General features: G+C 71.3%; 25 protein-coding genes and 1 pseudogene. 14 read left to right on the top strand and 12 right to left on the bottom strand.

Features of this window, described 5'->3' with window-relative positions:
• Positions 1–111: 111 nt before the first annotated feature.
• Positions 112–456 carry an STAS domain-containing protein gene (locus tag ACIQUQ_RS28020; RefSeq protein ID WP_403981177.1) on the bottom strand — a complete coding sequence of 115 codons (345 nt, stop codon included), beginning with the start codon at positions 454–456 and terminating at the stop codon, positions 112–114.
• Positions 457–821: 365 nt separating this feature from the next.
• Here ACIQUQ_RS28020 and ACIQUQ_RS28015 point away from each other — a divergent pair, with 365 nt between their 5' ends.
• The gene (locus tag ACIQUQ_RS28015; RefSeq protein WP_403981174.1) at positions 822–1,286 is read left to right on the top strand and encodes an ATP-binding protein; all 465 of its coding nucleotides are present in this window, start codon (positions 822–824) and stop codon (positions 1,284–1,286) included.
• A gap of 257 nt (positions 1,287–1,543) precedes the next feature.
• Here ACIQUQ_RS28015 and ACIQUQ_RS28010 read toward each other — a convergent pair whose 3' ends face one another.
• Together ACIQUQ_RS28010 and ACIQUQ_RS28005 are read right to left on the bottom strand one after the other, a co-directional pair.
• Entirely contained in the window at positions 1,544–1,978 is a 435-nt protein-coding gene (locus ACIQUQ_RS28010) for a chromate resistance protein ChrB domain-containing protein (RefSeq protein ID WP_403981172.1), read from the bottom strand.
• The gene (locus tag ACIQUQ_RS28005; RefSeq protein ID WP_403981170.1) at positions 1,975–2,466 is read right to left on the bottom strand and encodes a Chromate resistance protein ChrB; all 492 of its coding nucleotides are present in this window, start codon (positions 2,464–2,466) and stop codon (positions 1,975–1,977) included. Before ACIQUQ_RS28005 ends, ACIQUQ_RS28010 begins: the two co-directional genes overlap by 4 nt.
• A 216-nt stretch (positions 2,467–2,682) precedes the next feature.
• On the opposite strand from ACIQUQ_RS28005, the gene chrA reads away from it, so the two are divergent.
• From chrA to ACIQUQ_RS27985, 4 genes and pseudogenes are all read left to right on the top strand, one after another.
• Positions 2,683–4,092 carry a chromate efflux transporter gene (gene chrA / locus ACIQUQ_RS28000; RefSeq protein WP_403981168.1) on the top strand — a complete coding sequence of 470 codons (1,410 nt, stop codon included), beginning with the start codon at positions 2,683–2,685 and terminating at the stop codon, positions 4,090–4,092.
• Between the two features lie 46 nt (positions 4,093–4,138).
• On the top strand, positions 4,139–4,537 hold the full coding sequence (locus ACIQUQ_RS27995) for a transposase (RefSeq protein ID WP_403981166.1): 399 nt from the start codon (positions 4,139–4,141) through the stop codon (positions 4,535–4,537).
• Entirely contained in the window at positions 4,538–4,978 is a 441-nt protein-coding gene (locus tag ACIQUQ_RS27990) for a transposase (RefSeq protein ID WP_403981163.1), read from the top strand.
• A gap of 254 nt (positions 4,979–5,232) precedes the next feature.
• Positions 5,233–5,493 (top strand): annotated as a pseudogene (locus tag ACIQUQ_RS27985) (glyoxalase/bleomycin resistance/dioxygenase family protein); the annotation flags it as partial.
• A 122-nt stretch (positions 5,494–5,615) separates the two neighbouring features.
• Here ACIQUQ_RS27985 and ACIQUQ_RS27980 read toward each other — a convergent pair.
• Together ACIQUQ_RS27980 and ACIQUQ_RS27975 are read right to left on the bottom strand one after the other, a co-directional pair.
• Positions 5,616–5,984 carry a hypothetical protein gene (locus ACIQUQ_RS27980; protein WP_403981160.1) on the bottom strand — a complete coding sequence of 123 codons (369 nt, stop codon included), beginning with the start codon at positions 5,982–5,984 and terminating at the stop codon, positions 5,616–5,618.
• Between the two features lie 522 nt (positions 5,985–6,506).
• A complete protein-coding gene (locus ACIQUQ_RS27975) occupies positions 6,507–7,241 on the bottom strand; it encodes a hypothetical protein (protein ID WP_403981158.1) in 735 nt (244 codons plus the stop codon).
• A 362-nt stretch (positions 7,242–7,603) separates the two neighbouring features.
• Here ACIQUQ_RS27975 and ACIQUQ_RS27970 point away from each other — a divergent pair, with 362 nt between their 5' ends.
• The gene (locus tag ACIQUQ_RS27970) at positions 7,604–7,756 is read left to right on the top strand and encodes a hypothetical protein (RefSeq protein WP_403981155.1); all 153 of its coding nucleotides are present in this window, start codon (positions 7,604–7,606) and stop codon (positions 7,754–7,756) included.
• Between the two features lie 10 nt (positions 7,757–7,766).
• Here ACIQUQ_RS27970 and ACIQUQ_RS27965 read toward each other — a convergent pair whose 3' ends face one another.
• On the bottom strand, positions 7,767–8,558 hold the full coding sequence (locus ACIQUQ_RS27965; protein WP_403981153.1) for a hypothetical protein: 792 nt from the start codon (positions 8,556–8,558) through the stop codon (positions 7,767–7,769).
• 964 nt (positions 8,559–9,522) lie between these two features.
• Between ACIQUQ_RS27965 and ACIQUQ_RS27960 the strand changes: the two genes are divergently transcribed.
• Positions 9,523–11,163, top strand: a complete 1,641-nt coding sequence (locus ACIQUQ_RS27960) for a penicillin-binding transpeptidase domain-containing protein (protein WP_403981151.1) — start codon at positions 9,523–9,525, stop codon at positions 11,161–11,163.
• Positions 11,164–11,345: 182 nt separating this feature from the next.
• Here the strand turns inward: ACIQUQ_RS27960 and ACIQUQ_RS27955 are convergent, their stop codons facing one another.
• Positions 11,346–11,609 (bottom strand): hypothetical protein, encoded by a 264-nt coding sequence (locus tag ACIQUQ_RS27955; RefSeq protein WP_403981455.1) that lies wholly within the window; start codon positions 11,607–11,609, stop codon positions 11,346–11,348.
• Between ACIQUQ_RS27955 and ACIQUQ_RS27950 the strand changes: the two genes are divergently transcribed.
• Positions 11,514–11,786 (top strand): hypothetical protein, encoded by a 273-nt coding sequence (locus tag ACIQUQ_RS27950; protein WP_403981474.1) that lies wholly within the window; start codon positions 11,514–11,516, stop codon positions 11,784–11,786. The genes ACIQUQ_RS27955 and ACIQUQ_RS27950 overlap by 96 nt on opposite strands.
• Before the next feature lie 408 nt (positions 11,787–12,194).
• Here the strand turns inward: ACIQUQ_RS27950 and ACIQUQ_RS27945 are convergent, their stop codons facing one another.
• Positions 12,195–12,512 (bottom strand): STAS domain-containing protein, encoded by a 318-nt coding sequence (locus ACIQUQ_RS27945; protein WP_403981148.1) that lies wholly within the window; start codon positions 12,510–12,512, stop codon positions 12,195–12,197.
• 193 nt (positions 12,513–12,705) lie between these two features.
• Between ACIQUQ_RS27945 and ACIQUQ_RS27940 the strand changes: the two genes are divergently transcribed.
• Positions 12,706–13,110: an ATP-binding protein gene (locus tag ACIQUQ_RS27940; protein WP_403981146.1), complete on the top strand. Its 405-nt coding sequence runs from the start codon at positions 12,706–12,708 to the stop codon at positions 13,108–13,110.
• Between the two features lie 40 nt (positions 13,111–13,150).
• Here ACIQUQ_RS27940 and ACIQUQ_RS27935 read toward each other — a convergent pair whose 3' ends face one another.
• Together ACIQUQ_RS27935 and ACIQUQ_RS27930 are read right to left on the bottom strand one after the other, a co-directional pair.
• Positions 13,151–13,468, bottom strand: a complete 318-nt coding sequence (locus ACIQUQ_RS27935; RefSeq protein ID WP_403981142.1) for an STAS domain-containing protein — start codon at positions 13,466–13,468, stop codon at positions 13,151–13,153.
• A gap of 1,371 nt (positions 13,469–14,839) precedes the next feature.
• The gene (locus ACIQUQ_RS27930; protein ID WP_403981140.1) at positions 14,840–15,319 is read right to left on the bottom strand and encodes a hypothetical protein; all 480 of its coding nucleotides are present in this window, start codon (positions 15,317–15,319) and stop codon (positions 14,840–14,842) included.
• A 353-nt stretch (positions 15,320–15,672) separates the two neighbouring features.
• Here ACIQUQ_RS27930 and ACIQUQ_RS27925 point away from each other — a divergent pair, with 353 nt between their 5' ends.
• Positions 15,673–15,915, top strand: a complete 243-nt coding sequence (locus tag ACIQUQ_RS27925; RefSeq protein WP_403981137.1) for a hypothetical protein — start codon at positions 15,673–15,675, stop codon at positions 15,913–15,915.
• Positions 15,916–16,053: 138 nt separating this feature from the next.
• Here ACIQUQ_RS27925 and ACIQUQ_RS27920 read toward each other — a convergent pair whose 3' ends face one another.
• Positions 16,054–17,205, bottom strand: a complete 1,152-nt coding sequence (locus tag ACIQUQ_RS27920) for a HEAT repeat domain-containing protein (RefSeq protein ID WP_403981134.1) — start codon at positions 17,203–17,205, stop codon at positions 16,054–16,056.
• Between the two features lie 116 nt (positions 17,206–17,321).
• On the opposite strand from ACIQUQ_RS27920, the gene ACIQUQ_RS27915 reads away from it, so the two are divergent.
• Together ACIQUQ_RS27915 and ACIQUQ_RS27910 are read left to right on the top strand one after the other, a co-directional pair.
• A complete protein-coding gene (locus ACIQUQ_RS27915; protein WP_403981131.1) occupies positions 17,322–17,498 on the top strand; it encodes a hypothetical protein in 177 nt (58 codons plus the stop codon).
• A 793-nt stretch (positions 17,499–18,291) separates the two neighbouring features.
• Entirely contained in the window at positions 18,292–18,525 is a 234-nt protein-coding gene (locus ACIQUQ_RS27910) for a hypothetical protein (RefSeq protein ID WP_403981128.1), read from the top strand.
• A gap of 29 nt (positions 18,526–18,554) precedes the next feature.
• Here ACIQUQ_RS27910 and ACIQUQ_RS27905 read toward each other — a convergent pair whose 3' ends face one another.
• A complete protein-coding gene (locus ACIQUQ_RS27905) occupies positions 18,555–18,857 on the bottom strand; it encodes a DUF6233 domain-containing protein (RefSeq protein ID WP_403981126.1) in 303 nt (100 codons plus the stop codon).
• Positions 18,858–18,904: 47 nt separating this feature from the next.
• Here ACIQUQ_RS27905 and ACIQUQ_RS27900 point away from each other — a divergent pair, with 47 nt between their 5' ends.
• Positions 18,905–19,204 (top strand): hypothetical protein, encoded by a 300-nt coding sequence (locus ACIQUQ_RS27900; RefSeq protein ID WP_403981123.1) that lies wholly within the window; start codon positions 18,905–18,907, stop codon positions 19,202–19,204.
• Between the two features lie 250 nt (positions 19,205–19,454).
• Positions 19,455–19,877, top strand: a complete 423-nt coding sequence (locus ACIQUQ_RS27895) for a hypothetical protein (RefSeq protein ID WP_403981121.1) — start codon at positions 19,455–19,457, stop codon at positions 19,875–19,877.
• The last annotated feature ends 286 nt before the right edge of the window (positions 19,878–20,163 follow it).

Genomic DNA, 20,163 nt, shown 5'->3' with positions numbered 1-20,163 from the left:
TACTCCTCCCGGGCGGCCGCAGACGGCCCCCACCGGGGCGGGGGCGGATCGGTTTCCCTGCCTGACGGGCGTGGGGCGGCTGCCTTGTGAGCCCGAGGCCGCCGGCTTCGTTCAGAGGGTGGGGCAGGGCTGGAGGGTGAAGAGGCGACGGGTGCCGGTGAGGTCGAGGAGGCGCTGGGCCTGGTGGGGCAGGCCGATGAGTTCGAGGGTTCCGCCGGTGGCGCGGGCGCGGTTGCGCAAGGCGAGCAGCAGGTGGAGGGCGGAGGAGTCCATGAAGGTGACGGCTCTCAGGTCCAGGGCCAGGGCTTGGCCGTCGAGAGTCAGGGCCTCGAGGGTTTCGCTGAGGTGGGGGCAGGTGTCCATGTCGAGGTCGCCGGCCACGGTCACGACGGTTCGCTGAGGGTGGGCGCGGACGTCCACGTCCAGGGTGGAATACACGGCGGTGCCGCCGTTCATTTGGGGAGCCCATCACGGTCGGCTCCCCAAGCGGGGCGGAGGAGGCCGTCAAGCGCGCGGCGCCGGGCCGCACACAGCCGAGCGAGACCACCCGCACCTGCCGCCGGCCACGAAGTGTGACCGTATGGGGGCGTGGGGTCTCCCACCAGACCAGGCTGGTCTACCTGCCTCCTTCCCCTATCCCCAGCACCCCACACCCTCGCGGCCCTTCCGTGTACGGCCCAGGAGGTTTCGGTGCGCGGGGTACAGGCTCTCTGCACCGCGTTCCGCCGCGGAGCGGGCGGGTAGGGGCACATCACGCGCACCCGGCCCGTCCGGCTGGGAGCGTCGTGCACTCACGCCCGCAGGCCGGCCAGGAAACGTCTATGGGGAACCCCTCTTCCAACGCGCCACACCACCGGGACCTCGTGTTCGGGCCCGAGGCGGACGGCGCGTTCCGCAAGGGCCTGGCCTGCGTGCGGCAGGCGCTGGCCGACTGGCAGCTGACCGCTCCCCACGACGATGCGCTACTAATCGCTGCGGAACTGCTCTCCAACGCCGTCAAGCACGCCGGAGGCCCCACGCGCCTGAGCATCGACCACGTAGCCGGCCACCTGCGGATCGCCGTCACCGACCCCAGCCCCACCCCACTGCACCGTGCCCACCGCCGCCCGGACGAAGACGGTGGCCGCGGGATCTTCCTCATCGACCAGCTCGCCGCCCATTGGGGCACCCGACCCGAGGAGGTCGGCAAGACGATCTGGGCCGACCTGCCCGTCAGCGCAGGGGAAACAGGCAGCGGAAGGAGGTCCCGTTGTGCGTGCTGGAGACGGACGGCGAGCGCCACCTGATGCCCCGCATCGCTCTGACCCGGCAGGAGCGGTGGCCGGCCGAACGTACACCGCCGGCCCGGACACCCGGTCGACTCCTCGCCCGGTGGCGAGCACGGCACTGCCGCAGCCACCGCCCTACGTGACCGGGCGGTAGTCCCGCCCGCGCGCCCTGCCCGCACTGCCCTGACGGGTGAGAGGGGGTCAGGTGTCGCGCTCGCCCTGTCCGTCGGGCAGCAGGTCCCGGGCTCGGCGCCCCGTCAGGACGGGCAGGGGTGTCAGGCGGGTTCGCGGCCCAGGGTGGCGGCGCGCTGGTAGTACTCGTACAAGCCGTTGAAGATGGGGCCCGCGATGGTCATGGTGTGGGTGTCGTCGCAGGTCATGGACAGGCCGCGCAGGACGGTGTCGAGGCCGGGGGCTTCGGGGGCGTGGAAGCGTTCGTCGTCGATGTCGGCTTCGTGGACGATCTGCGCGATCCGTACCAGGGCGGGGTCGTCGGTGAGGTGGTGAACGCGCAGGATGGTCTCGAAGCTGCAGTCGCCGTGGTGGTGGCCGAGTTCGGCGCCGCGCATGTCGAAGGGGGTGGCGTCGTCGGGGACGTGGGCGGGGTCGGTGACGAAGACGAACTCGGCGTCGGGGTCGATGAAGCGGCCGATCAGCCAGGCGCAGGCGGCGCGGTCGATGTGGATGCCGGCGCGGGTGGCCCACTTCATGGGGTGCTCTCTTCCGTGGTGTTGGCGGGGTGCAGGGCGTTGACCGCGGTTTCGGCGGCGAGCCGGTCGGGCGGGGGGAAGTAGTCGCGGCGCTGGATACGCCGCAATTCGGCGCGGAGCTTGCCCAGTGCACGCCTCCGTTCGGCCTCGCCCGTGCTGCCGGCGGCTTCGGCCTCGGCGAGGACCTGCTGGTACTCCCCGGCCCGGGCCTGCGTCATGGCCTGGACGAGCTGGTCCTCGTGGCCGGCGGCGGCCGGGTGGGCGATCCACACGGTGGCGGTGCCACCGAAGTCGGTGACTTCCTCGGCGATCCACTCCAGTTGCTCGCGGGTACGCGCGTCGGCAGGCAGCGCGATGAGGCCGTCGCTGATCTGCGCGACGCCCAGGCGCCTGAGCTTGCGCCACACGGTGATCCGCGGCGTGGAGGGCTCCCTCGGCAGGCGGTACGAGAGCAACACCCACTGCCGCCCGGTGGCCTGGCCGCTCACGTGCGGGGTCCCGATCGGATCGTTGCGGCTGGGCCCGAAGGCTGCAACACGTTGTTCACGTTCATCCCCCGAGACCTCTCTACCGGCGCCCCAGCATGCGATGTAACCATGGTTGCACAGTGATGGGCGGGGAGGGGGAGCACGGTCACGCACACCCCGACCGTCCCGAGCCACGGCCGCCTCGTTCGGCCTTGACCATGACGAAGGGGAGTGCCGATGACCGCCATCGACCAGCCGCCCGGCCTCCGGGCCAGAGCCGACCGAGGCGCCGACGGCCGGGATGTGATCCCGCTGCGGGAGGCGACCCGCACCTGGTTCGCGATCTCCTGGCAGACGTTCGGAGGTCCGGCGGGCCAGATCGCGGTGATGCAGCGGGCGCTGGTGGAGGACAAACGCTGGATAGGCCAGCAGCGGTTCAACCATGCCCTGAGCTACTGCATGCTCCTGCCCGGCCCCGAAGCCCAGCAGTTGGCGATCTACACCGGCTGGCTCCTCAACGGCACCCGCGGCGGCCTGATCGCCGGCACCCTCTTCGTCCTGCCCGGCGTCCTCACCCTGCTCGCCCTCTCCGCCCTGTACGTCGCCTTCGGCTCGACCTCGGCCGTCACCGGCGTCTTCGCGGGCCTGGCCCCCGCGGTCGTGGCGATCGTCGTCCAGGCCGTCTCCCGGGTCGCGAAACGCTCCCTGACCCACCCCCTGCTGATCACCCTCGCCGCCGTTTCCTTCGCGGCCCTGGCGCTGTTCTCCGTACCGTTCCCCGCGGTCATCGCCGGCGCCGCGCTCGCCGGCTGGCTCATCGCCCGCTACAAGCCCGTCGCGCTCAAGCCCTCAGCCGGTCACGGTGCCGATGACGGGCCGGCTCCGCTGATACCCGACGACGCCCTTCACCACGAGGCCCCCAGCCGCCGCCGCACCTGGCGCATCCTCGCGATCGGCCTGCTCCTGTGGGCCGTCCCGGTGGCGGCCGTCGCCGTGCTGACCGGCACGGGCAGCGTGTTCACCACCCAGGGCGTGTTCTTCTCGGGCACCGCGCTGGTCACCTTCGGCGGCGCCTACGCAGTCCTGGCCTTCGTCGCCCAACAAGCCGTGCAGACCTACGGCTGGCTCAGCGCGAAGGACATGGTCAGCGGTCTGGCCCTGGCCGAGACCACCCCCGGCCCCCTGATCATGGTGGTCCAGTTCGTCGCGTTCCTCGGCGCCTACCACCACCCCGGCAACCTCGACCCCTGGGCCGCCGCCCTGCTGGGCGCCCTGCTCACCACCTGGGTCACCTTCGTGCCCTGCTTCCTGTTCATCTTCCTCGGCGCCCCCTACATCGAGCGCCTGCGCGGAAACCGCCGCATCTCCGCCGCCCTGACCGGCATCACCGCCGCAGTCGTCGGCGTCATCGCCAACCTCGCCCTCTACTTCGCCGAACACGCCCTCTTCACCACCGTCGACGACAAAACCCTCGGCCCCCTCACCCTCGCCCTGCCCGACCCGACCACCCTGCGCCCCACCGCCCTCGCGATCAGCGTGATCGCCGCACTGCTTATCTTCAAGCTCCGCTGGAGCGTCCTGCGCACCCTCGGCATCTGCGCCGCCCTCGGCCTGGGCGCCGCCCTGGTCGGGCTTCCCGGCATCTGACCTGAAGGGCTGGGCAGTACCGACCCTGAGCGGCACTCTCGCTTGTATGCGCATGAAGGCAGGGCCTCTGGTTCAGCTCATGGTTGTCGAAGCCGGAGCGCACCAGGAGGCCCTGCTGTTGCAGTCCTACGCTCTCGTGCGGGTGGAGTCCAACTGGGCTGCCCCATCGTGTGGTTGCCTCGCTCACCGGTTCGGGAACGCGGGTGATCGCCCTGGACGTGCGCCGCGCTGTCCGTCGGACGTGACGGACACGGAATGGTCCCTCGTGCGCGACCGTCTGCCAGTGCCACTGTGGCTGGAGGGGCAGGGCGGGCGGCCGGAGGGGTACTGCCACCGACAGATGTCGGACGCTGTTCGCTATCTGGTGGCGGGCGGCATCACCTGGCGAGCGATGCCGGGCGACTTTCCAGCTTGGGACCGCCCCTACGCTGTCGCGCGGCGGTGATTGACGCGCAGTCCCTGCGGACGGCGGCCACGGTCGGCCACCCGCGGCTACGACGGGGCCAAGAAGGTGCCGGGGCGCAAGCGGCACATCGTGGTCGACTGCCTGGGGCTGCCGCTGGCCGTGATGGTCACCGCGGCGAACGTGACGGACCGGGACGCCGCGATGCCGCTGGTGGAACGTGTCCGGGCCCGCTATCGCAGGATCGTCCCGGTGTGGGCTGACGGCGACTGCGCGGGTCGCCTGGTCAACTGGGCGAAGCAGCAACTGAGGCTCGCTGTGGTGCTGCCGAGACGCTGGGTGGTGGAACGCACGCTGAGCTGGCTGAAGGCCTCGCGGCGCCTGGCGCGCGACTACGAGACGCTGCCCGCCGTGCATGAGCAGATGGTGCTGTGGTCGATGACGATGCTCATGAGCCGCCGGCTGGCCCGGCGGCGAGCGTGAACCGTCCCGGGGTGGGTTCGGGCCTTCACCTGTGAAGGCCCGAACCCACGATCGAGGGCGTCATACAGCACGATCTGGTTCGCGGGACGGTTGAGGTTCCACAGCACGCGATGCCCACGTAGGGCCAGCGCGAAGGTGGCGAGGGCTTCTCGCAGGTGCGCGAGCCGGTCGATCACCGCCAGCGTGTCCTGCATGTCCGGCGGCCCGACGGCGGCGCTCAGCTCGGCGGCGGCTTTCGCCGCGACGGCGCATTCGGCCTGGCCACGTTCGAGGAGAACGACACCTCCTGCTGCTACGCCCTCCAGGACAGGGTGTGGGTCACCGGCCCCGGGAAGGTGCCGCGGGAGGTCTACGTCGTCAAGGCCGGCGCCCGCACCCTCCAGAAGGCGGACGCCGCGCCGGACGTCGGCTGCGCTACCACCGCCTGCTGCACGTCCGACGAGCAGGACGCCGACCCCGCTCAGACCCCGGCCGAAGCCAAGGCCGCGGCCGCATGCGCCTGCCGCCGCAGCTGAACCGGGGCGAGGGTGAGGCATGCAGGGACATGCACTGCGCGGGCCGTAGGACAGGAGCGACTTTGTCGTCAACGGCATGGATCCAGCGCTCAGCCGGTCGGGCCGAGAACGGTGCGTGGTCCTCACCCTGCCGTGGTGGCTTTCCGGCGCCGGCGCAGGTATGCGGTTCCCGCTCCGGCCAGGACTGCGACGGCGGCCAGCGCTCCGCCGAGCTGCGCCCACGTCTCGAAGCTTCCGCTCTGCGGTTCGAGCAGGACGAGCTTGGAGTTGTTGTTCTTCGGTGTGGGGTCTCCGTCGACCGCGCCGCCCATGATCAGGCCCGCCCGGAGGCGCATCCCAGGTTTCACCCAGGGGGCGATTCTGACGCGGAGTATCCCGGTGCCGTCGCCGGCGCAGAAGATGTCGATGGTGTTCTGGTAGTCGTAGGAGCAGTAGGGGCCCGATCCGTCTTCCGGTCCGGGCACGAGTCTGGCCCACGAGGGCAGTTCCACCCGGATGTCTCCGTTGCCTCTGCTGCCGGATCCGGTTCTGACCGCCTTGGGGATCTTCACCTCGACCACGGCGCCGGCCCGTCCGTGCAGGGCGACGACGGGCGGCCTCTTGATGTCGGGCTGGCGGAACGGGGTGATTCGAACCGCGCCGTGGCGCCGGTGTGGGAACCGGTCAGCCTGGCGAGTGGGACCGGCTCCAGTTGCAGGGCCGGCCCGCCTCCGCGTACGAGGCGGGCGAGGCCGTCGGCGACCGCCCGGGGCGTCCGGGTACCCAGGGGCTCGACGGTGTAGGTGAGGCTGCCGATGCCCGAGCAGCATGAATCGGTGATCACCTCCTACGACACCGGGGTGGTCGACGGCCTGGGTAAGGCCCTGCGCTACGTCGCGGGCGCCTGGCTCCACCACTCCGACCACTGACCCGCCTTCGCCGTCCGCACACCCGCGCGGCTCGAAGACTCGGCGGACGTCGTCGACTGCGCCTGATTGCCTGGTGTACGGCAGCAGCGAGCCGGAAGTCCCGGCCTAGGGCATTGGCTCGGCGTTGTCGGGGAGGGTGACGGTCGGTCCGCCGAAGGATTCGAAGTCGATCAGGACGCGGTGCCCGAGGTCGGTCACGATGATCCGGACCAGCTCGCCGTGGTCGTCGACCCAGGCGTCGACGGCGACGTGGTCGGGGTTCGAGGTGCCGGGCGTCGGCTTGCGGCCCGCCGCGCGGAGCTTGCGTACCTCGTCGACCGAGGGGCCCGCCATGAAGTGGTGGCCGTGCCGGCCGAGTACGGACTCCGGGCCGACCGACCTGGCCCCCGTCACCGCACGCACCAGCTCCAGCTCGCGCGAGACGCGGACCGACAGGGACATGCGGGTCTCCCAGGCGACTTCGGGGTGCCCCCATTCGCTCCCCGAGCCCGGTATGCCGTAGTAATCGTCCCCGATCCGCCACGCGGTGCCGCCCCCGGTGGCGTCCGTGCCGTCCCGCCACGAGGACGGGGACCCCGGGGAGTCGTACGGCTCGGTCGGGAACTGGCCGGAGCTGTTGACCGGGCTCTCGAACTGCGTGATGTGGGTCGACGCGGCACCCGAGTCCAGCGCCCGCTGTGCCGCCTCCCGCACCACCTCCAACGGCGGCCGTCGCTCGGCAAGCCGGTGTGCGTCCTGTCGGGGTCCGGACGCCGTCCCGGCGAACGCCAGCGCCAACACCCCCGCCACGAACGCACCCCCGGCCACCCCTCGCCGGGCCCGCCTGCTCATCTCGATCATCCCGCCCGCCCCTCGTTCGGAGGTTCGACCCTAACCCGGAGTGGTCGCCCAGGCCCTGGCCTTTGCCGCCCCCACGCGCCCTCTGACCAGCACATGTGCCCCTTCGTGCCGCGGGTGGACCCAAGTCCGCCGCAGGGATACCACCGAGGCGATCAGCAGCGCCGTCACCGGGGCCCTGACCCGCCCCGGGCTCCACGTCCTCGGCCGCTACGACCAAGACGGCCAGTTGCGCGCCGCCGTCCGGACCGCACCGCTGCGCCCAGAGGTCTCCCGACAGGTCGGCGCGCACCTCACCGCGGCCGACCCGGGGCACCCCCGGGAGGGGAGATGCGTTCGTAGCGGCCGGGGGGAGCCCGGACGCCTTGGACGTGTTCCCCGTCCCCCCAGAGGTGGTGGCGGCAGCCAGCGCCGACGGGCCGCGTTCCGCCCCGCCGCTCCGCTTCCAGCAGCTGCGCACCGACGTGACCGGGGGAACCACCGCGCTTCGGACCGGGCTGGCCGCGGTCGTCGGCTGAAGACCCGCGGCTACCGGATAAGGCGGGCGCCTTGGGGGAGGGTGACCGGTGGCCCGCCGTAGGAGCGGAAGCTGATGGTGATGTCGTCCGAGGGGAACCAGTGGTGCAGGCGGATGAGTTGTCCGTGCTCGTCGAGCCAGGCGTCGAGGCGGATCTGGGCGTGGGCCCGCGGGGAGTGGGGAGGGAAGTCGTAGATCCCTGGGTTCAGGGCCAGGTGCGGGAGGGTCTTCTTCAGGAACCCGTCGGCGTCCCGCGGCCACACAAACGCCACGTAGCGCATGGTGAGCCGGCCGTCGACGCGCTCCTGCCCGAGCCGTCTGGTGTTCCCCGCCGCGAGCAAGAGGTTGAGGTGCAGGGGCACGGAGACGTTCACCGTCTTGCTGTGCTCCCACTCCAGCTCGGGGTGGTAGGTGTCGTCGTACGCCGCCGGGCCCCAGCCGGTTCCTGCCGGGCCGGCGTACACCCGGTCACCGACGCGCCAGCGGGACGTCTTGGGCATGGCCATGGTGTCCTGGGTTCGGCTCCACACAGCTCGGCCGTCCCGCGCGGTCGCGTCGTACTCCGGGTTGATGTTGGTGTGCAGGTCGATGTTGTCGTACGCGACCCGCACGTCCGCAGAGCCCGCCGCCAGCGCACGCTCAGCGGCCGCCTGCAGGACCTGCGCCGCCGGCCCCTGATGAGCCCGCGCCAGCACTACTTCCCGCTGCTCCCGCAGCACCGTCGCCGCCCGCTCCTTCCGCACGTGCTCGAGCCCCCGCGGGACGGACGCCACCCCGCCGACCAGCACAGCCAGGACGGTCACCGGCACCCATATTCTCCGGTACGCCTTAACCATCGGTCCGCCCCTCACGCTGCCGCCCGTCACCGCCTGGAGCGTAGAAGACACAGGTCACAGGCATGTATCGGCATGTGGCCCGCGGAGATGGGTGGTCACCAACGGCCGGCCCGTCGCTTACCGCAGCGGCCGGACCACCGCCCGCGCCGGGTCTGGGCGGGTGAGCCCGCGCTCGACCAGCCACGCCGCAGGTTGGAGCGGCGGCTGCTGCCGGGCGGCCCGGCACGCCGAGCATAGAGGGCTGCCGCCTGCGCCGTAGCGGGTGGTGGGCTGGCGGCAGCGGACGCACGGTCCGCTCGTGACGGGCGCGGGGCGTGCGGGTGTGGCGTCGATGGGCCGGCTCATGCTGCGGTCCCCTGCGTCAAAGCGGCGGGAGCGGCGCGGCGCACGCCGACGAGGTCGGCCCCCCATCGGGCAGAGCCTGCCGTGAATGGCGCGGCTCGCCGCTGTTGTGACTGAGCCCCGGAGAAACCGCCGGCTGCCCTGCCCTGCCCAGCCCGCACGCATCAATCATCGTGGTCAGCAGGGTCAGCCCGCCACGGCAGGCCCCCTCGACGGCGGCGGAGTCGAGGGATCACGTCCGCCGGGACCTGAGCGAACTGGGGTGAGACGGGTACGGTCAGCATCTGCGATGCCACCACGCCAATTCCGGGTCTTCCGTCGGCTCGTGATGCGTTCTCCCTGCGCCACCCGCAGGTCGAGGCATGGGGCGGTGCCGGTCGCGGCGCCCCACGCGAGAGCTTAACCGCAGACCAACACTGTTTGTAACGAAAAGATAAACAGATGGGCGGCCGTACATCTTTTGCTCTCCCGGGTTGATCTAAGGGGTGACGTACGGCCCCGCAGAGTGCGTGCGTATCTGTGTATTGAGCATGTTCAAGTGAACATCGTTCTTACGCCGCGTACGGGGCTCTTGGGGAGGGACTGCACCATGCGCAGTGGAGTGAAGACCGCCTTCGTCGGCGGCGTGTTCGTCCTGGTGGCGGGCGGGGTGGGGCTCGCGGGCTACGAGATGCTGGCCGGTGACTCGGACGGTGCGGGCCTCGGTGGCACGGACGCCGCGCTGCTGAACGCGTCCGCGGAGGTTACGGCCGAGGAGGTCGAGCGGACATCACGGGACTTCCTGGCGGCGTGGGCCCGCGGGGACGCGGACGCGGCGGGGACGCTGACCGACGCCCCGGCGGCGGCCTCAGAGGCGCTGCGCGGCTTCCGGGCGACCGGGCATGTGGAGAACGCCGTGGTCACGCCGGGCGCGGTGAGCGGCGCCACGGTGCGGTACACGGTGAAGGCGACCATCAGTTTTGAGGGGCACGAGAAGGAGCTGGCGTACGCCTCGGAGCTGACCGTGGTGCGGGGCAAGAGCAGTGGGCGGGCTCTGGTGGACTGGCGGCCGGCGGTGCTGCACCCGAAGCTGATCGAGGGCGCGACCCTGCGGACCGGTTGGGCGAAGACGGGCTCGATCCGGGCGGTGGACCGCGAGGGCCGGGAGCTGACCGCCGAGAAGTACCCGTCGCTGGCCCCCGTGCTGGAGACCCTGCGTACCCGGTACGCGGGCGGGGCCGCAGGCGAGCCCGCCCTCGAGACCTGGATCGAGCCGGCCGACGCCGACGCGCCGAACCGGACGCTGCTCACCCTCGTCAAGGGAAAGACGCAGAAGCTCCAGACGACGCTGGACGCCGACGTACAGGCCGCCGCCGAGCGGGCGGTGAAGAAGTACGACCGGGCCTCGGTGGTCGCGCTCCGGCCCAGCACCGGCGAGATCAGTGCGGTCGCCAACAGCCCGGCCGGCGGGTTCAACGTGGCGATGGAGGGGGCGCAGGCCCCCGGCTCCACGATGAAGGTCGTGACCGCGGCGATGATGCTGGAGCACGGCCTGGTCGGCGGGCCGACCTCCCCGGTCGAGTGTCCGAAGGAGGTGACCTGGTCGGGCCGGACCTTCCACAACAACAAGAACTTCTCCATCGCGAACGGCACCTTCCGGGACAGCTTCCGCCGCTCCTGCAACACCTTCTTCATGAAGGCGCTGGGCCCGCTGAACGCCAAGGGCGTGGAGGACACCGCCCTGAGCCAGACGGCCCGCAAGTACTTCGGCCTGGGCGGGGTGTGGTCCATCGGGATCGTCTCCACCGACGCCAGCATCCCGGTCTCGAAGGGCCCCGACACGGCCGCCTCCTACATCGGCCAGGGCAAGGTCACCATGAACGCCCTCAGCGTCGCCTCCCTCTCGGCGACCGTGAAAAACGGCGCGTTCCGCCAGCCGGTGATCGTGCCCAGAGAGATGATCAAGGGCGAGCTGACCACCGCCCAGCCGCTGCCCGAGAACATGGCCGCCACCCTGCGCAGCGTGATGGCCGCCGCCGCGACCGACGGCACCGCCGCCAAGGCGATGTCCGCGGTCAGCGGCGACAAGGGAGCCAAAACCGGGTCGGCCGAGGTCGACGGACAGAGCGACTCCAACAGCTGGTTCACGGGCTACGCGGACGACCTGGCCGCCGGCTCGGTCGTCCAGTCCGGCGGCTACGGCAGCGGCCCGGCGGGCAGCGTCGTCGCGTCCGTGCTGAACGCACGGTAGGAGGAGACGGTCCGGTCGGCAGCTCGGAGACGGCCGGACGGGCCGAGGCGCATGACAGATCCGTTGGTGATCACGGGTGCGTGAGAGCGGACCTGGGGATCTAAAGGGTGTTGCAGAAGGCTCGGTCTTGGGCGCTATGCCTGTATGGGTGGGGTGTTGTGGGCCGGTGTGGGTGGAGACGTTCACGGGCCTGGGCCGTGGGCGCGGCGGAGGATCTCGCCGTAGACGCGGCCGCGGCGTCCGCCTTCGGCGTCCGGCGGGTAGACGATGACGCGCAGGTCAGGGCTCATCCCTTCACCGTGCCGGTACCCGTTCATTCGAGCACTCCGAGGGCCGTGTCCGGGCGGCAAGTGGATGCAAGCGGGCACGCCTTCGGCCAGGAGTCGGCGTACCTGCTCGCCGGTGGCGGGTGCCGAGTGCTTGCCGGCGTCCCGGCAGCCCCCCAAGTGGAGCCGGGCCGGGAGTCGGCCGGTGAGCCCGCGCTCGACCAGCCACGCCGGGGGCTCGGGCGCCGGCTGCTGCCGGGCGGTGGCGGCCTGGCGCTGCTCGGCGGCGGCAAGGGCCTGCTCCGCGCGGCGGAGTTCGCCGCGCAGGTAGGTGATCAGGGTTTTCAGCCGGGGTAGGTCCTGCGGCAGCACGGACGCGCTGGTCAGCCTTCGTTCTGCGGCTGCCGGGCGGCCCGGCACGCCGGGGTGTCGGCGGGTAGGACGAACGTGACCTGGATACGGCCCCTGAGGCGCTTGCGTTCAATCACCATGGTCTCCAGCCATCGAGTCGGGCTGGGACATCGTTGCGCCCACGGGGCGGGCCGCGGCGGAACCTGGCCGGGGCCGGCTACGCCGGTCACCCGCCCGGATCCGCGGCTTGCGCCGACGGCGCGGGGACGCGGCTTCGGGCGGACGGAGGGGGTAGGCGTAGCGGGGCCCGGCCGGGATGGTGCCCCGCCGGCCGGGCCCCGCGTGCGTGGACCTGCCCTGCCACGCTGACACGCCCGGGCCCGTGCCGCCGGTCAGGTGGGCCGGTCGGGTTGGTCAGGTGTCGTCGGTGATCGGGAACAGGCGCTCGCAGCCGCTGAGCGTCAGCAGGCGGCGCAGCTGCGGCCGGGGCGCACGCAGGGTCAGGCGTTTGCCGTGGCCCTGGGCGCTGCTGTGGGCGCGGAGGAGGACGTTGAGGCCGGAGGAGTCGCAGAACTCCAGGCCGGCGACATCGAGGACGATCTCGACGGGCCCGCCGGGCTGGTCGATCGCGGTGTTCAGGGCGTCGGCGAGCATGGGCGCCCGGTCGATGTCCAGCTCACCGCCCAGCACCACGACCAGGCGCTCGGCGTTGTCGCGCTGGTGTTCTCCCATGTCCCTCACTATGCGCCAGTCCGGCCGGGTGGTCAGCAGGGGCTGCGCCGGGCGGCCGACCATGCACGGGCGGCTCGAAGGAGCCTGGGTGGGACGCAGGACGCGGCATGACCGGCCCCCGGCTGGTGGGATGCGAGCCGGTTACGTCGGGTAGGAGCCGGGTCCGGTCCGGGAGCGTGCGGGAGGTGGGGTGATGGGGGATCCGGTGCGGCGGCATTGCGAGTGCGGTATCGAAGGTGCCGCGGCCCGGGCTCGGGAGGAGACCCGCCGCTTCTTCGAGGACGCCCGGGCGGCCGCCCACGCCGCGCCCTGTTCGTTGCAGGACAGCGTCCTGCTGGTGGTGAGTGAGCTGGTGACCAACGCCGTGCACCACACGCGCGGCCCCTGTTCGTTCGACATCGTGTGGTCCCGGGGCGGGATCGATGTCGATGTCACCGATTCCAGCCCCGAGCCACCCACGCCTCGGCCGCCGGTCCCGGAGGGCACGGCGGGCGGCTATGGCTGGCCGCTGGTGCATCGTCTGGCTGACGAGGTCGATGTCCGCCCGGCGCCGGGTGGGGGGAAGAGCATCCACGTCCACTTCGCCACCGCCTCGTGACAGCACAAGGGCCCCCGCGGTGTCGGGGGCCGCCTGCCGGCTAGGACTGTCGGTGGTCGTCGGCGTAGGTGAACAGGTCCCGGGTGCCGGTCAGGTCCAGCAGTCGCAGGGCCTGGCGCGGGACGCCGGCGAGCTCGAGGATGCCGCCTTCGGCGAGGGCTCGCCGGCGCAGGACCAAGAGCATGTGCAGGCCGGAGGAGTCCATGAACCCCACGGCCGACAGGTCCAGGGTCAGGACGCGGCCGTGCAGCTCGACAGCGCGGGTGAGGTCGGTGACGTGGGAGGTGGTGTCGACGTCGAGGTCGCCTGCCACGAGCACGACGATGCGGTCCGGGCGCGTGGAGACAGCGATGTTCAAGGCGGGCATCGGTGCGGCCGCCGTTCTTGGAGAGCCCATCACGGTCGGCTCCCCAAGCGGGGCAGAGGAGGCCGTCAAGCGCCGCGGCATCGAGCCGGGCAAAGCCAAATGAGACCACCCGCACCCACCGTCAGCCACAAGCGGTGACCGGATGGTGGCGCGGGGTCTCCCACCAGACCAGGCTGGTTACCCCACCCATTCCCCCCACCCGACACCCCAACCCCCGGGCGGAAGGCCGCCCGGGAAAAGTCCGGCAAAGGCTCCTCAGCTTGGCGGGGAGTCGAGCCCTGCCATGGAGGCGAGGGGCGGGCCGTGCGCGAGGGGGGATGACGCGCACGAGCCCGCCCAGGGGGAGCCGCTCACACCCCAGCCCGTGAGCCGCTTCTGTTCCAAGGCCGGCGCCCGTAAACACACCACTTTGCCTGTGTCCGCGCCGCGCTGAACCGCTGGGCATAGCGCGGACACAGGGGACGGTGCGCACCGCCTGCACGCCCCACCCCAGGGGGATGAAGAGGGGCGTGCCTGATGGCCAACGAATGCGCTCGGCCCGGGTTGACCCGGTGGCTGACCGGCCCCACCACCTGGGAGCTGTTCGCCCGGTCCGCGACCACACCATCGGCCACGCCCAGGCCCGTACGACCGCGGTCGGGCTGTGCGAGGCGGTCGCCGAGCTGCACGCGTCCGGCTGGGTGCACGCCGACCTCCAGCCCTCCCACAGCATCCACACCACCACTGGCGCCAAGCTCATCGACCTCGCCTGGGCCTGGCGGCCCGGCTGGGACCAGGGCGAGGACTTCGAAGGCGGCACGGTGCACCTTCTGGCCTCCGAAACTCGCCGCCGCCATCTGCACCGGCCAGCGCCCGGCCCCGGTCACGGCGGCCACGGACGTGTACGCGCTGGCCGCCGTGTTGTGGGTCTGCACGACGGGTGCCTGGCCGCTGGACTACCGGGCCGCCGGTGTCGATCCGAAGGCGAGCGCCGTGCACGAGCTGCGCGAGTGCATCGCGGTCGGGAGTATCCCCCTGGCCACGGTCCGGCCTGGCCCGAGCTGCAGGAGGTTCTGCTGCCCGTCCTCATGGACGGTCCGGCCAGACGGCCGACCGCGAGCGAACTCGCCAAGGTGCTCGGTGCCTGACGGACGGGCCCGATCACGGCCCCCCACGACACGGAGGCCGTTCACCGTCGCACCGCCGCAGCCGCACGCCCTGCGCGACGCTCCCACGAGCCAACCACGGTTACACCGTTTACTGGACAGACTGGGCGCGATCCAGGGCTCCGGGCTCACGCCCTGCCGGTGATGAGCCCGGACGGGCGGGGTTGGCCAGCCGAGGAACCGGGGCCGCGCTGCTGGCCTATGGGCCGGAGTTGGACTAGGTGACGATGACGATGATCGGCGTTGTCTTCTGCCTGCCGGCCATGTCGGTTCTGAGGCTGCCTGGTTTGAGGTGTCCGGTGGTATCTGCTGTGGCGGTGATCCTGACGCGCAGTACGCCGGTGCCGTCGGATGGGCAGGAGATGTCGATGGTGGACTGGTAGCCGTATTCGCACGTCCTGGAGCCGGGGAGGACCTCGGGCTCCAGGGTCACTCCTTGGGGCAGGTCGATCCTGTAGCCGGGGTTCCATGCGCCGGGCTTGTCCGCGCCCGGTTTCCATGGGGGCAGCACTGCCTGTGTGAGCGCGCCCGATATCCCGCGGAGGATCACGGGGGCGGGGTTTCGGGCGTCGGACGCCGCCCGGGCGGCGCGCGCGTGGTCCTCGTGTCGCTCGTACGCTGCCCAGCCGGCGGCCGCCAGCGTGAGCACCAGACAGGCGACTGCCACCCTGCCTGCCCTGCCCGACCGGATCTTCATCCTCGTCCTCGTCCTTCTCGCTCGTGCGGAGGGCCGTGCCTCCGGGAACTGTGACTGCCGGGGCGAGCGGGAGGTTGTACGTGCGGCTCCGCCTTGCTGCGATCTCTCGGTTCCGGGACAGCGGGGTGAGGTGCTGCGGGTTGGCGCAGGTCAGAGTCGGTTGCCGGGGTAGGGGCTCACTGTCATGGATGTGAGAGATCGGAGACGGGAACGCGGCGCATTGGCCTAGACCTATTGTGCGGCCTGGGTCGGTGACGGTACGTTCATGCTCGGCTGCGCAGCCGGTACGTACCGCACCACATCGCATCTTCACGCATTCCGCCGGAGCATCCCGGCGTTCAGGAGGACATGCCATGTACCGCCGCACAGCAGCCGCTCTCGCCACCGCCGTCACCGCTGGAGCCCTCGCGCTCGGCGCCGCGGGCGCCGCCGAGGCCGTTCCCGGCACCGGCTTCTACGCCCGCAGCAACCACGCCTCGTACACCGAATGCATGGCCGCCGGCCGGGCCGGCTACAACATCTGGGGCCCCGTCTTCTTCTGCGAGCCCTTCGGCCCCTCCCACCCGGGCGTCATCACCCTCTGGGTCCGCTACTGACCCACCCGGCCGCCCCGGGCCGACACGGGGCCGGCCGTACGGCAGTTACGCAGTCAGGTCACGGACGAACAAGCGCGGGATGATCCACCCCGTACCGATCGCCGTGGATCGCCGGCATCGTCGAGACGAGCGTCGAGCTCAGGTTGATGCGGTACGCGTGCGAATGCGGTGCGCGGTCCGCAGTGCCTGCTTGGCGGCGGTTGCGACGAGGCCGCCGAGGGTGGTTTCGGCGAGGTCGTGGGCGGCGAGGCGTTCCAGTGCTGGCAGGGCCCGGTCGTCGGCGGTGGAGCCGAGAGCGCGGCAGGCAAGTGCTCGGAGGTCCGGGTCGGGATTGGTGGTGAGGGCGATCAGGTCGTCCACCACCGGCGGGCCGAAGGCAGCGATCGCTGAGGCGAGATGACTGGCCTTCGGGTTCCGGCGTTCCATCATGGCCTGCCAGAGCCCGGCGAGTGCCCGGTCGCCGCCGATTTGGCCGAGCGTCATGGCGGCCATGCTGCGTACCCAGCTGGTCTCGTCGTTCAGCCGGGCTGTCAGGGCGGGCACGGCGGCGTGTTCCTCAAAGAGACCGAGTGCCTCGCAGGCACCCTCGCGGACCGTCGGATCGGGATGCTCCAGCAGGGCGATGATCAGCGGAACGGCTCGGTGGAAGCCGAGTTCGGCACAGGCGAGCGCCGACCACCGCACCCCGCGGTGACCGGTGTCGGCGAGCGCGCGCAGCAGGCCCTGTTCGACGCTCGCGTCGCCGAACAGGGCGATCCGGTTGAGTGCCTTGGTCCAGACGGTGACATCCTGCGCCCGGTGGTCGGAGGCGACCTCGGACAGGGCCGCCCGGGCCTGCGGATGGCCGAGTTCGGCCCACTCCAGCAGGGCGTCGATCGCCCGCAGCCGGATCGTGCGGTTCCCGCTCAACTCGGCGGCGTGGACGGTGACGAGGGATGTCGGCCCGTCCGGTGGGTGGCCGAGTGCGTCCCCGAGAGGGCCGGCGAGCGGTGGTTCGAGCTCGGCCAACCGCAGGGCCAGTGGGCCGATCCGGGTGCCGACGTCCGCGTCGTAGCGGCCGTCGTTCCGCAGGTTCGCGGCCAGCTTGGCGACCGTACGGAACAGAAGCCGTGCGCGGTCCGATGGGGGATCAGAGAGAGCGTCGAGCCGGCCGGACATCGCTGCGGTGACGGCGGTCGGCGGGCGGCCGGTGGCCTCCAGGACCGCCTCCGCCCAGGCGAGTGGCTCGCCCTGACGCTCGTAGAGCTGGCGGCCCCACAGGCGGAGGACGGCGTCCCGGTGGTCGCTCATCCCAGGATCGTTCCAGCAGGCAACACCGACAGCCAACGGTTTTCCGGCAGTCACTCAGAGCCCGCTCCGTGACAGGTTCGTCCGATTGCAGGGAAGGGTGGTGGCCTCGGGAACGAGTGTGGGACCTGTTCGACGTCGCGGCGGCCGACCCGCGGGGCTTCGGCCAGTGGGACACCGCCGTCACCGAAGGCGAAGACGTTCGAATCGCACCCGCGGGCCAGCTGTCCGTCAACTACTTCGTCAACCGGCCGCTCCGGCACCTGTCCGTCCTGGACATCGTCTGGCTCGGCTAACCGAGCCGATTCCCCGCTCCGGCCCGCGGACTTCCACCACCCCTGCCGGCGCAGCCCCCAGGCCGCCGGCGCCCGCGGAGCCTGCGGTGCCCGCGCACTGCCAGCAGGCGGCCCCCGCCAGGACCTCGGGACGGGGCCGGTGACGGTCACAGCTCCGGGGCGTTCGTCGCTGATGATCCACCTTCCGCGGCCTACGTCGAGGAACGGGATGCGCTAGAGGCGGCTGACACGGGCGGGCGGAGCGCCGGTGATCTTACGCGCTGGCTTCATTGCCCGCCTGGGCCTGGGGCTCGGCCAGTGCTGCTCCCACCAGTGCAGCCTGTCGGTCGTAGATGCCTGCGTCTCTGGTCTTGCCCCAGGCTTCGGGGTGGACGTACTTTCCGCGAGGCTGATCAGCCTTCACTTGCTCCGCGACCTGAGGATTCGCCTGTGCGTATCGGTCCTGTCGGACCCCACTGACCTGCCAGGACACCTACACCTTGGGGCGGTCGCTCGAAACGGCGAAGCGGTTGTTGTTCACTTCCTCGACACCGCTACCTGGGCGAAGCCTCCGATGACCGTCAACTGGTAGCGGAAGTACCGCACCCCCGACGATCAGCCACCGCGCCGGCGGCGGTGCGCTGGGCGATTCGGTGCTGTTCCTGGACTGGCAGGGCGACGGGCGCGGCTACCAACGCCACGACTACACCGGGTCCCCCACCGTCTGAGCTGGGCCTTTTCGTATGGACGCGTCCGTCCGGTGGGACGCATGTGACCGGCCGTGCCGCTGGTGGGTGTGGGTCGTTGGCAGGCCATGAAGAAGATCATCACTACCGTCGCGCTGGTCGTGGCCGGCGTCGCGGTGGCCACCCCGGCCCATGCCGATACCGACTCCAACTTCGGTGGCGGCCTCGCCGCCGGCGCCTGGAACTTCACCGCGGCCGCTGTGTGCCTGGTGGACGCCGTCGTGGACCCGGTCCTGGGGACCGTGGTCGGCAACCTCTCCAACAACTGCTCCAACGGCAACGTCATCGACCACTCGAAGTAGCGCAGCGCCCCGGTACCTCGCTTACGCCGTCATGCTGCGGCGGCGCTCCGGAGGGCGGCTCTGTCCGCCTGCTCTGGGGCGTCGCTGTTTTGCCCGTGGGCGAGGATCGGCAGCAGGACCTCGGCGGCGTCGCACCGGTCGCAGGCGGTCGTTCCGGGTCGGGTGAGGGCGTCGAGCGCGGCCATGGTGGTCAGCGGCCGCGCCCGGTCGGTGGCGAGCGGGCAGCCTTCGGCGTGGACGGTGGTGGCGCGTGTGCGGGTGCGGCCGTCCAGCAGCCAAGCCCACCGTCGGGCGGGCGCCGTCTCGACGGCGGGCCGGACGTGGGTGGGCACGCCGTCGATCTTGATGCCGGGGATCGGACGGAGCTTGTGGTCTTGGCTTGCAGGTCGCCGATGTAGCCGCCGAGGGTGCCGTCCGAGCGCAGTACCCGGTGGCAGGGGCCTGCCTCTCCCACCGCCGCGCCCTGCACACGGATAACCCCCACGCATTCGTCACCCGGCTCACCACCAACCCCGCCGGCGCAGCCCACATCCGAGACAGCCTCACATCGGCCGGCCTGCTCCCACGGATCCTGCGCTCCACACGGCTGCTCACCCTTGCCGACGAATTCGACATCAAGCAGCTCACCGTGGCCCTGGGCATGTCCTACGGCGGAACCGCCCACTCGGTCGCATTCTGAGTCCCTGTCACGCTCTTCCGGTAGCCGGTAGCCGGTAGCCGGTAGCCGGTAGCCGGTCACCAGCTGGCCAGCTCGTAGCCGGTGAACGTCCCGCAGTGGAGTCCGCTGGGTGCGGTCCGCGTCTCGGGCGCGGTGCGATGGGACACCCACTCTGCGAGCTGGCCTCAGCGTGGCATGCCTCCTAGGCCAGTTTTAATCTGGAAGACAGGATGAATCATCCCCGGCCGTGGTGGGCTGGCATGATTGGGTCATGCCTGTCACTATCGAGTTCTTCGTGGCACCGGATGATGAGGTGGCTGCGCAGGTCGGGCCGCGGCAGCGCCGGCATGGGTTTCCCGCGTTCGCGTGCTCGGATTTCTACCCCGACGATGCGGTGCCGGACTGGGAGGTCCTACTGGCAGGGGGTGTGGCTACAGGCTCGCGTGATGTGGTGCCGATGAAGAATGACGGCTTCACGGTGTTCGAGCTTCCTTCTCAGCTGTGCTCCGCTCTGACACAGGCGAGCAGTGACCGGCTCGCCGAGGTTGCGGGTGAATGGGCCGAGCTCGTCGCAGTCAAGGACGAGGGCGTGCCAGCCGAGACAGCAGCCGAGATCCTGATGGTGCTGGCGGATCTGGCCCGCACGGCAGAAAGCCTCCGTCAGCCTCTGTACTGCTGGCACTTCGCACCCTGACCGGGAGCCGCGTACGGCAGGCACCCAATCTCACCTTGCTGCCAGCCAGGCCCGCGAAGCGGGCCTCAAGTCCTGGAGGCGGAGCCGGAAGGACCAGGGCGGGGGAGCGCAGCGGACCCGCCCGCCGGCCATAGGCCCGGACCCCGTGAAGCGGAGTCACCTGCCGTGCGCAGCACGGGAGTCCCTGGCCCGCGAAGCGGGCCTTGTTCGGGTGGAGCGAAGCGGAACCCGAACAGTCCGAAGCGAAGCGAAGGACTCCGGCCCGAAGGGCCGGCCCTGGCTCGGC

This window comes from Streptomyces sp. NPDC101118, from assembly GCF_044759445.1.
Classification (GTDB): Bacteria; Actinomycetota; Actinomycetes; order Streptomycetales; family Streptomycetaceae; genus Streptomyces.
This window is presented reverse-complemented; position numbering and strand designations above follow the sequence as displayed.

What these genes read in the sequence shown, in the direction of transcription:
- ACIQUQ_RS28020 (WP_403981177.1), bottom strand. Translation starts at nt 456, where the DNA reads ATGAACGGCGGCACCGCCGTGTATTCCACCCTGGACGTGGACGTCCGC.
- ACIQUQ_RS28015 (WP_403981174.1), top strand. Translation starts at nt 822, where the DNA reads ATGGGGAACCCCTCTTCCAACGCGCCACACCACCGGGACCTCGTGTTC.
- ACIQUQ_RS28010 (WP_403981172.1), bottom strand. Translation starts at nt 1,978, where the DNA reads ATGAAGTGGGCCACCCGCGCCGGCATCCACATCGACCGCGCCGCCTGC.
- chrA (WP_403981168.1), top strand. Translation starts at nt 2,683, where the DNA reads ATGACCGCCATCGACCAGCCGCCCGGCCTCCGGGCCAGAGCCGACCGA.
- ACIQUQ_RS27995 (WP_403981166.1), top strand. Translation starts at nt 4,139, where the DNA reads ATGCGCATGAAGGCAGGGCCTCTGGTTCAGCTCATGGTTGTCGAAGCC.
- ACIQUQ_RS27975 (WP_403981158.1), bottom strand. Translation starts at nt 7,241, where the DNA reads ATGATCGAGATGAGCAGGCGGGCCCGGCGAGGGGTGGCCGGGGGTGCG.
- ACIQUQ_RS27960 (WP_403981151.1), top strand. Translation starts at nt 9,523, where the DNA reads ATGCGCAGTGGAGTGAAGACCGCCTTCGTCGGCGGCGTGTTCGTCCTG.
- ACIQUQ_RS27945 (WP_403981148.1), bottom strand. Translation starts at nt 12,512, where the DNA reads ATGGGAGAACACCAGCGCGACAACGCCGAGCGCCTGGTCGTGGTGCTG.
- ACIQUQ_RS27940 (WP_403981146.1), top strand. Translation starts at nt 12,706, where the DNA reads ATGGGGGATCCGGTGCGGCGGCATTGCGAGTGCGGTATCGAAGGTGCC.
- ACIQUQ_RS27930 (WP_403981140.1), bottom strand. Translation starts at nt 15,319, where the DNA reads ATGAAGATCCGGTCGGGCAGGGCAGGCAGGGTGGCAGTCGCCTGTCTG.
- ACIQUQ_RS27925 (WP_403981137.1), top strand. Translation starts at nt 15,673, where the DNA reads ATGTACCGCCGCACAGCAGCCGCTCTCGCCACCGCCGTCACCGCTGGA.
- ACIQUQ_RS27920 (WP_403981134.1), bottom strand. Translation starts at nt 17,205, where the DNA reads ATGAGCGACCACCGGGACGCCGTCCTCCGCCTGTGGGGCCGCCAGCTC.
- ACIQUQ_RS27910 (WP_403981128.1), top strand. Translation starts at nt 18,292, where the DNA reads ATGAAGAAGATCATCACTACCGTCGCGCTGGTCGTGGCCGGCGTCGCG.
- ACIQUQ_RS27895 (WP_403981121.1), top strand. Translation starts at nt 19,455, where the DNA reads ATGCCTGTCACTATCGAGTTCTTCGTGGCACCGGATGATGAGGTGGCT.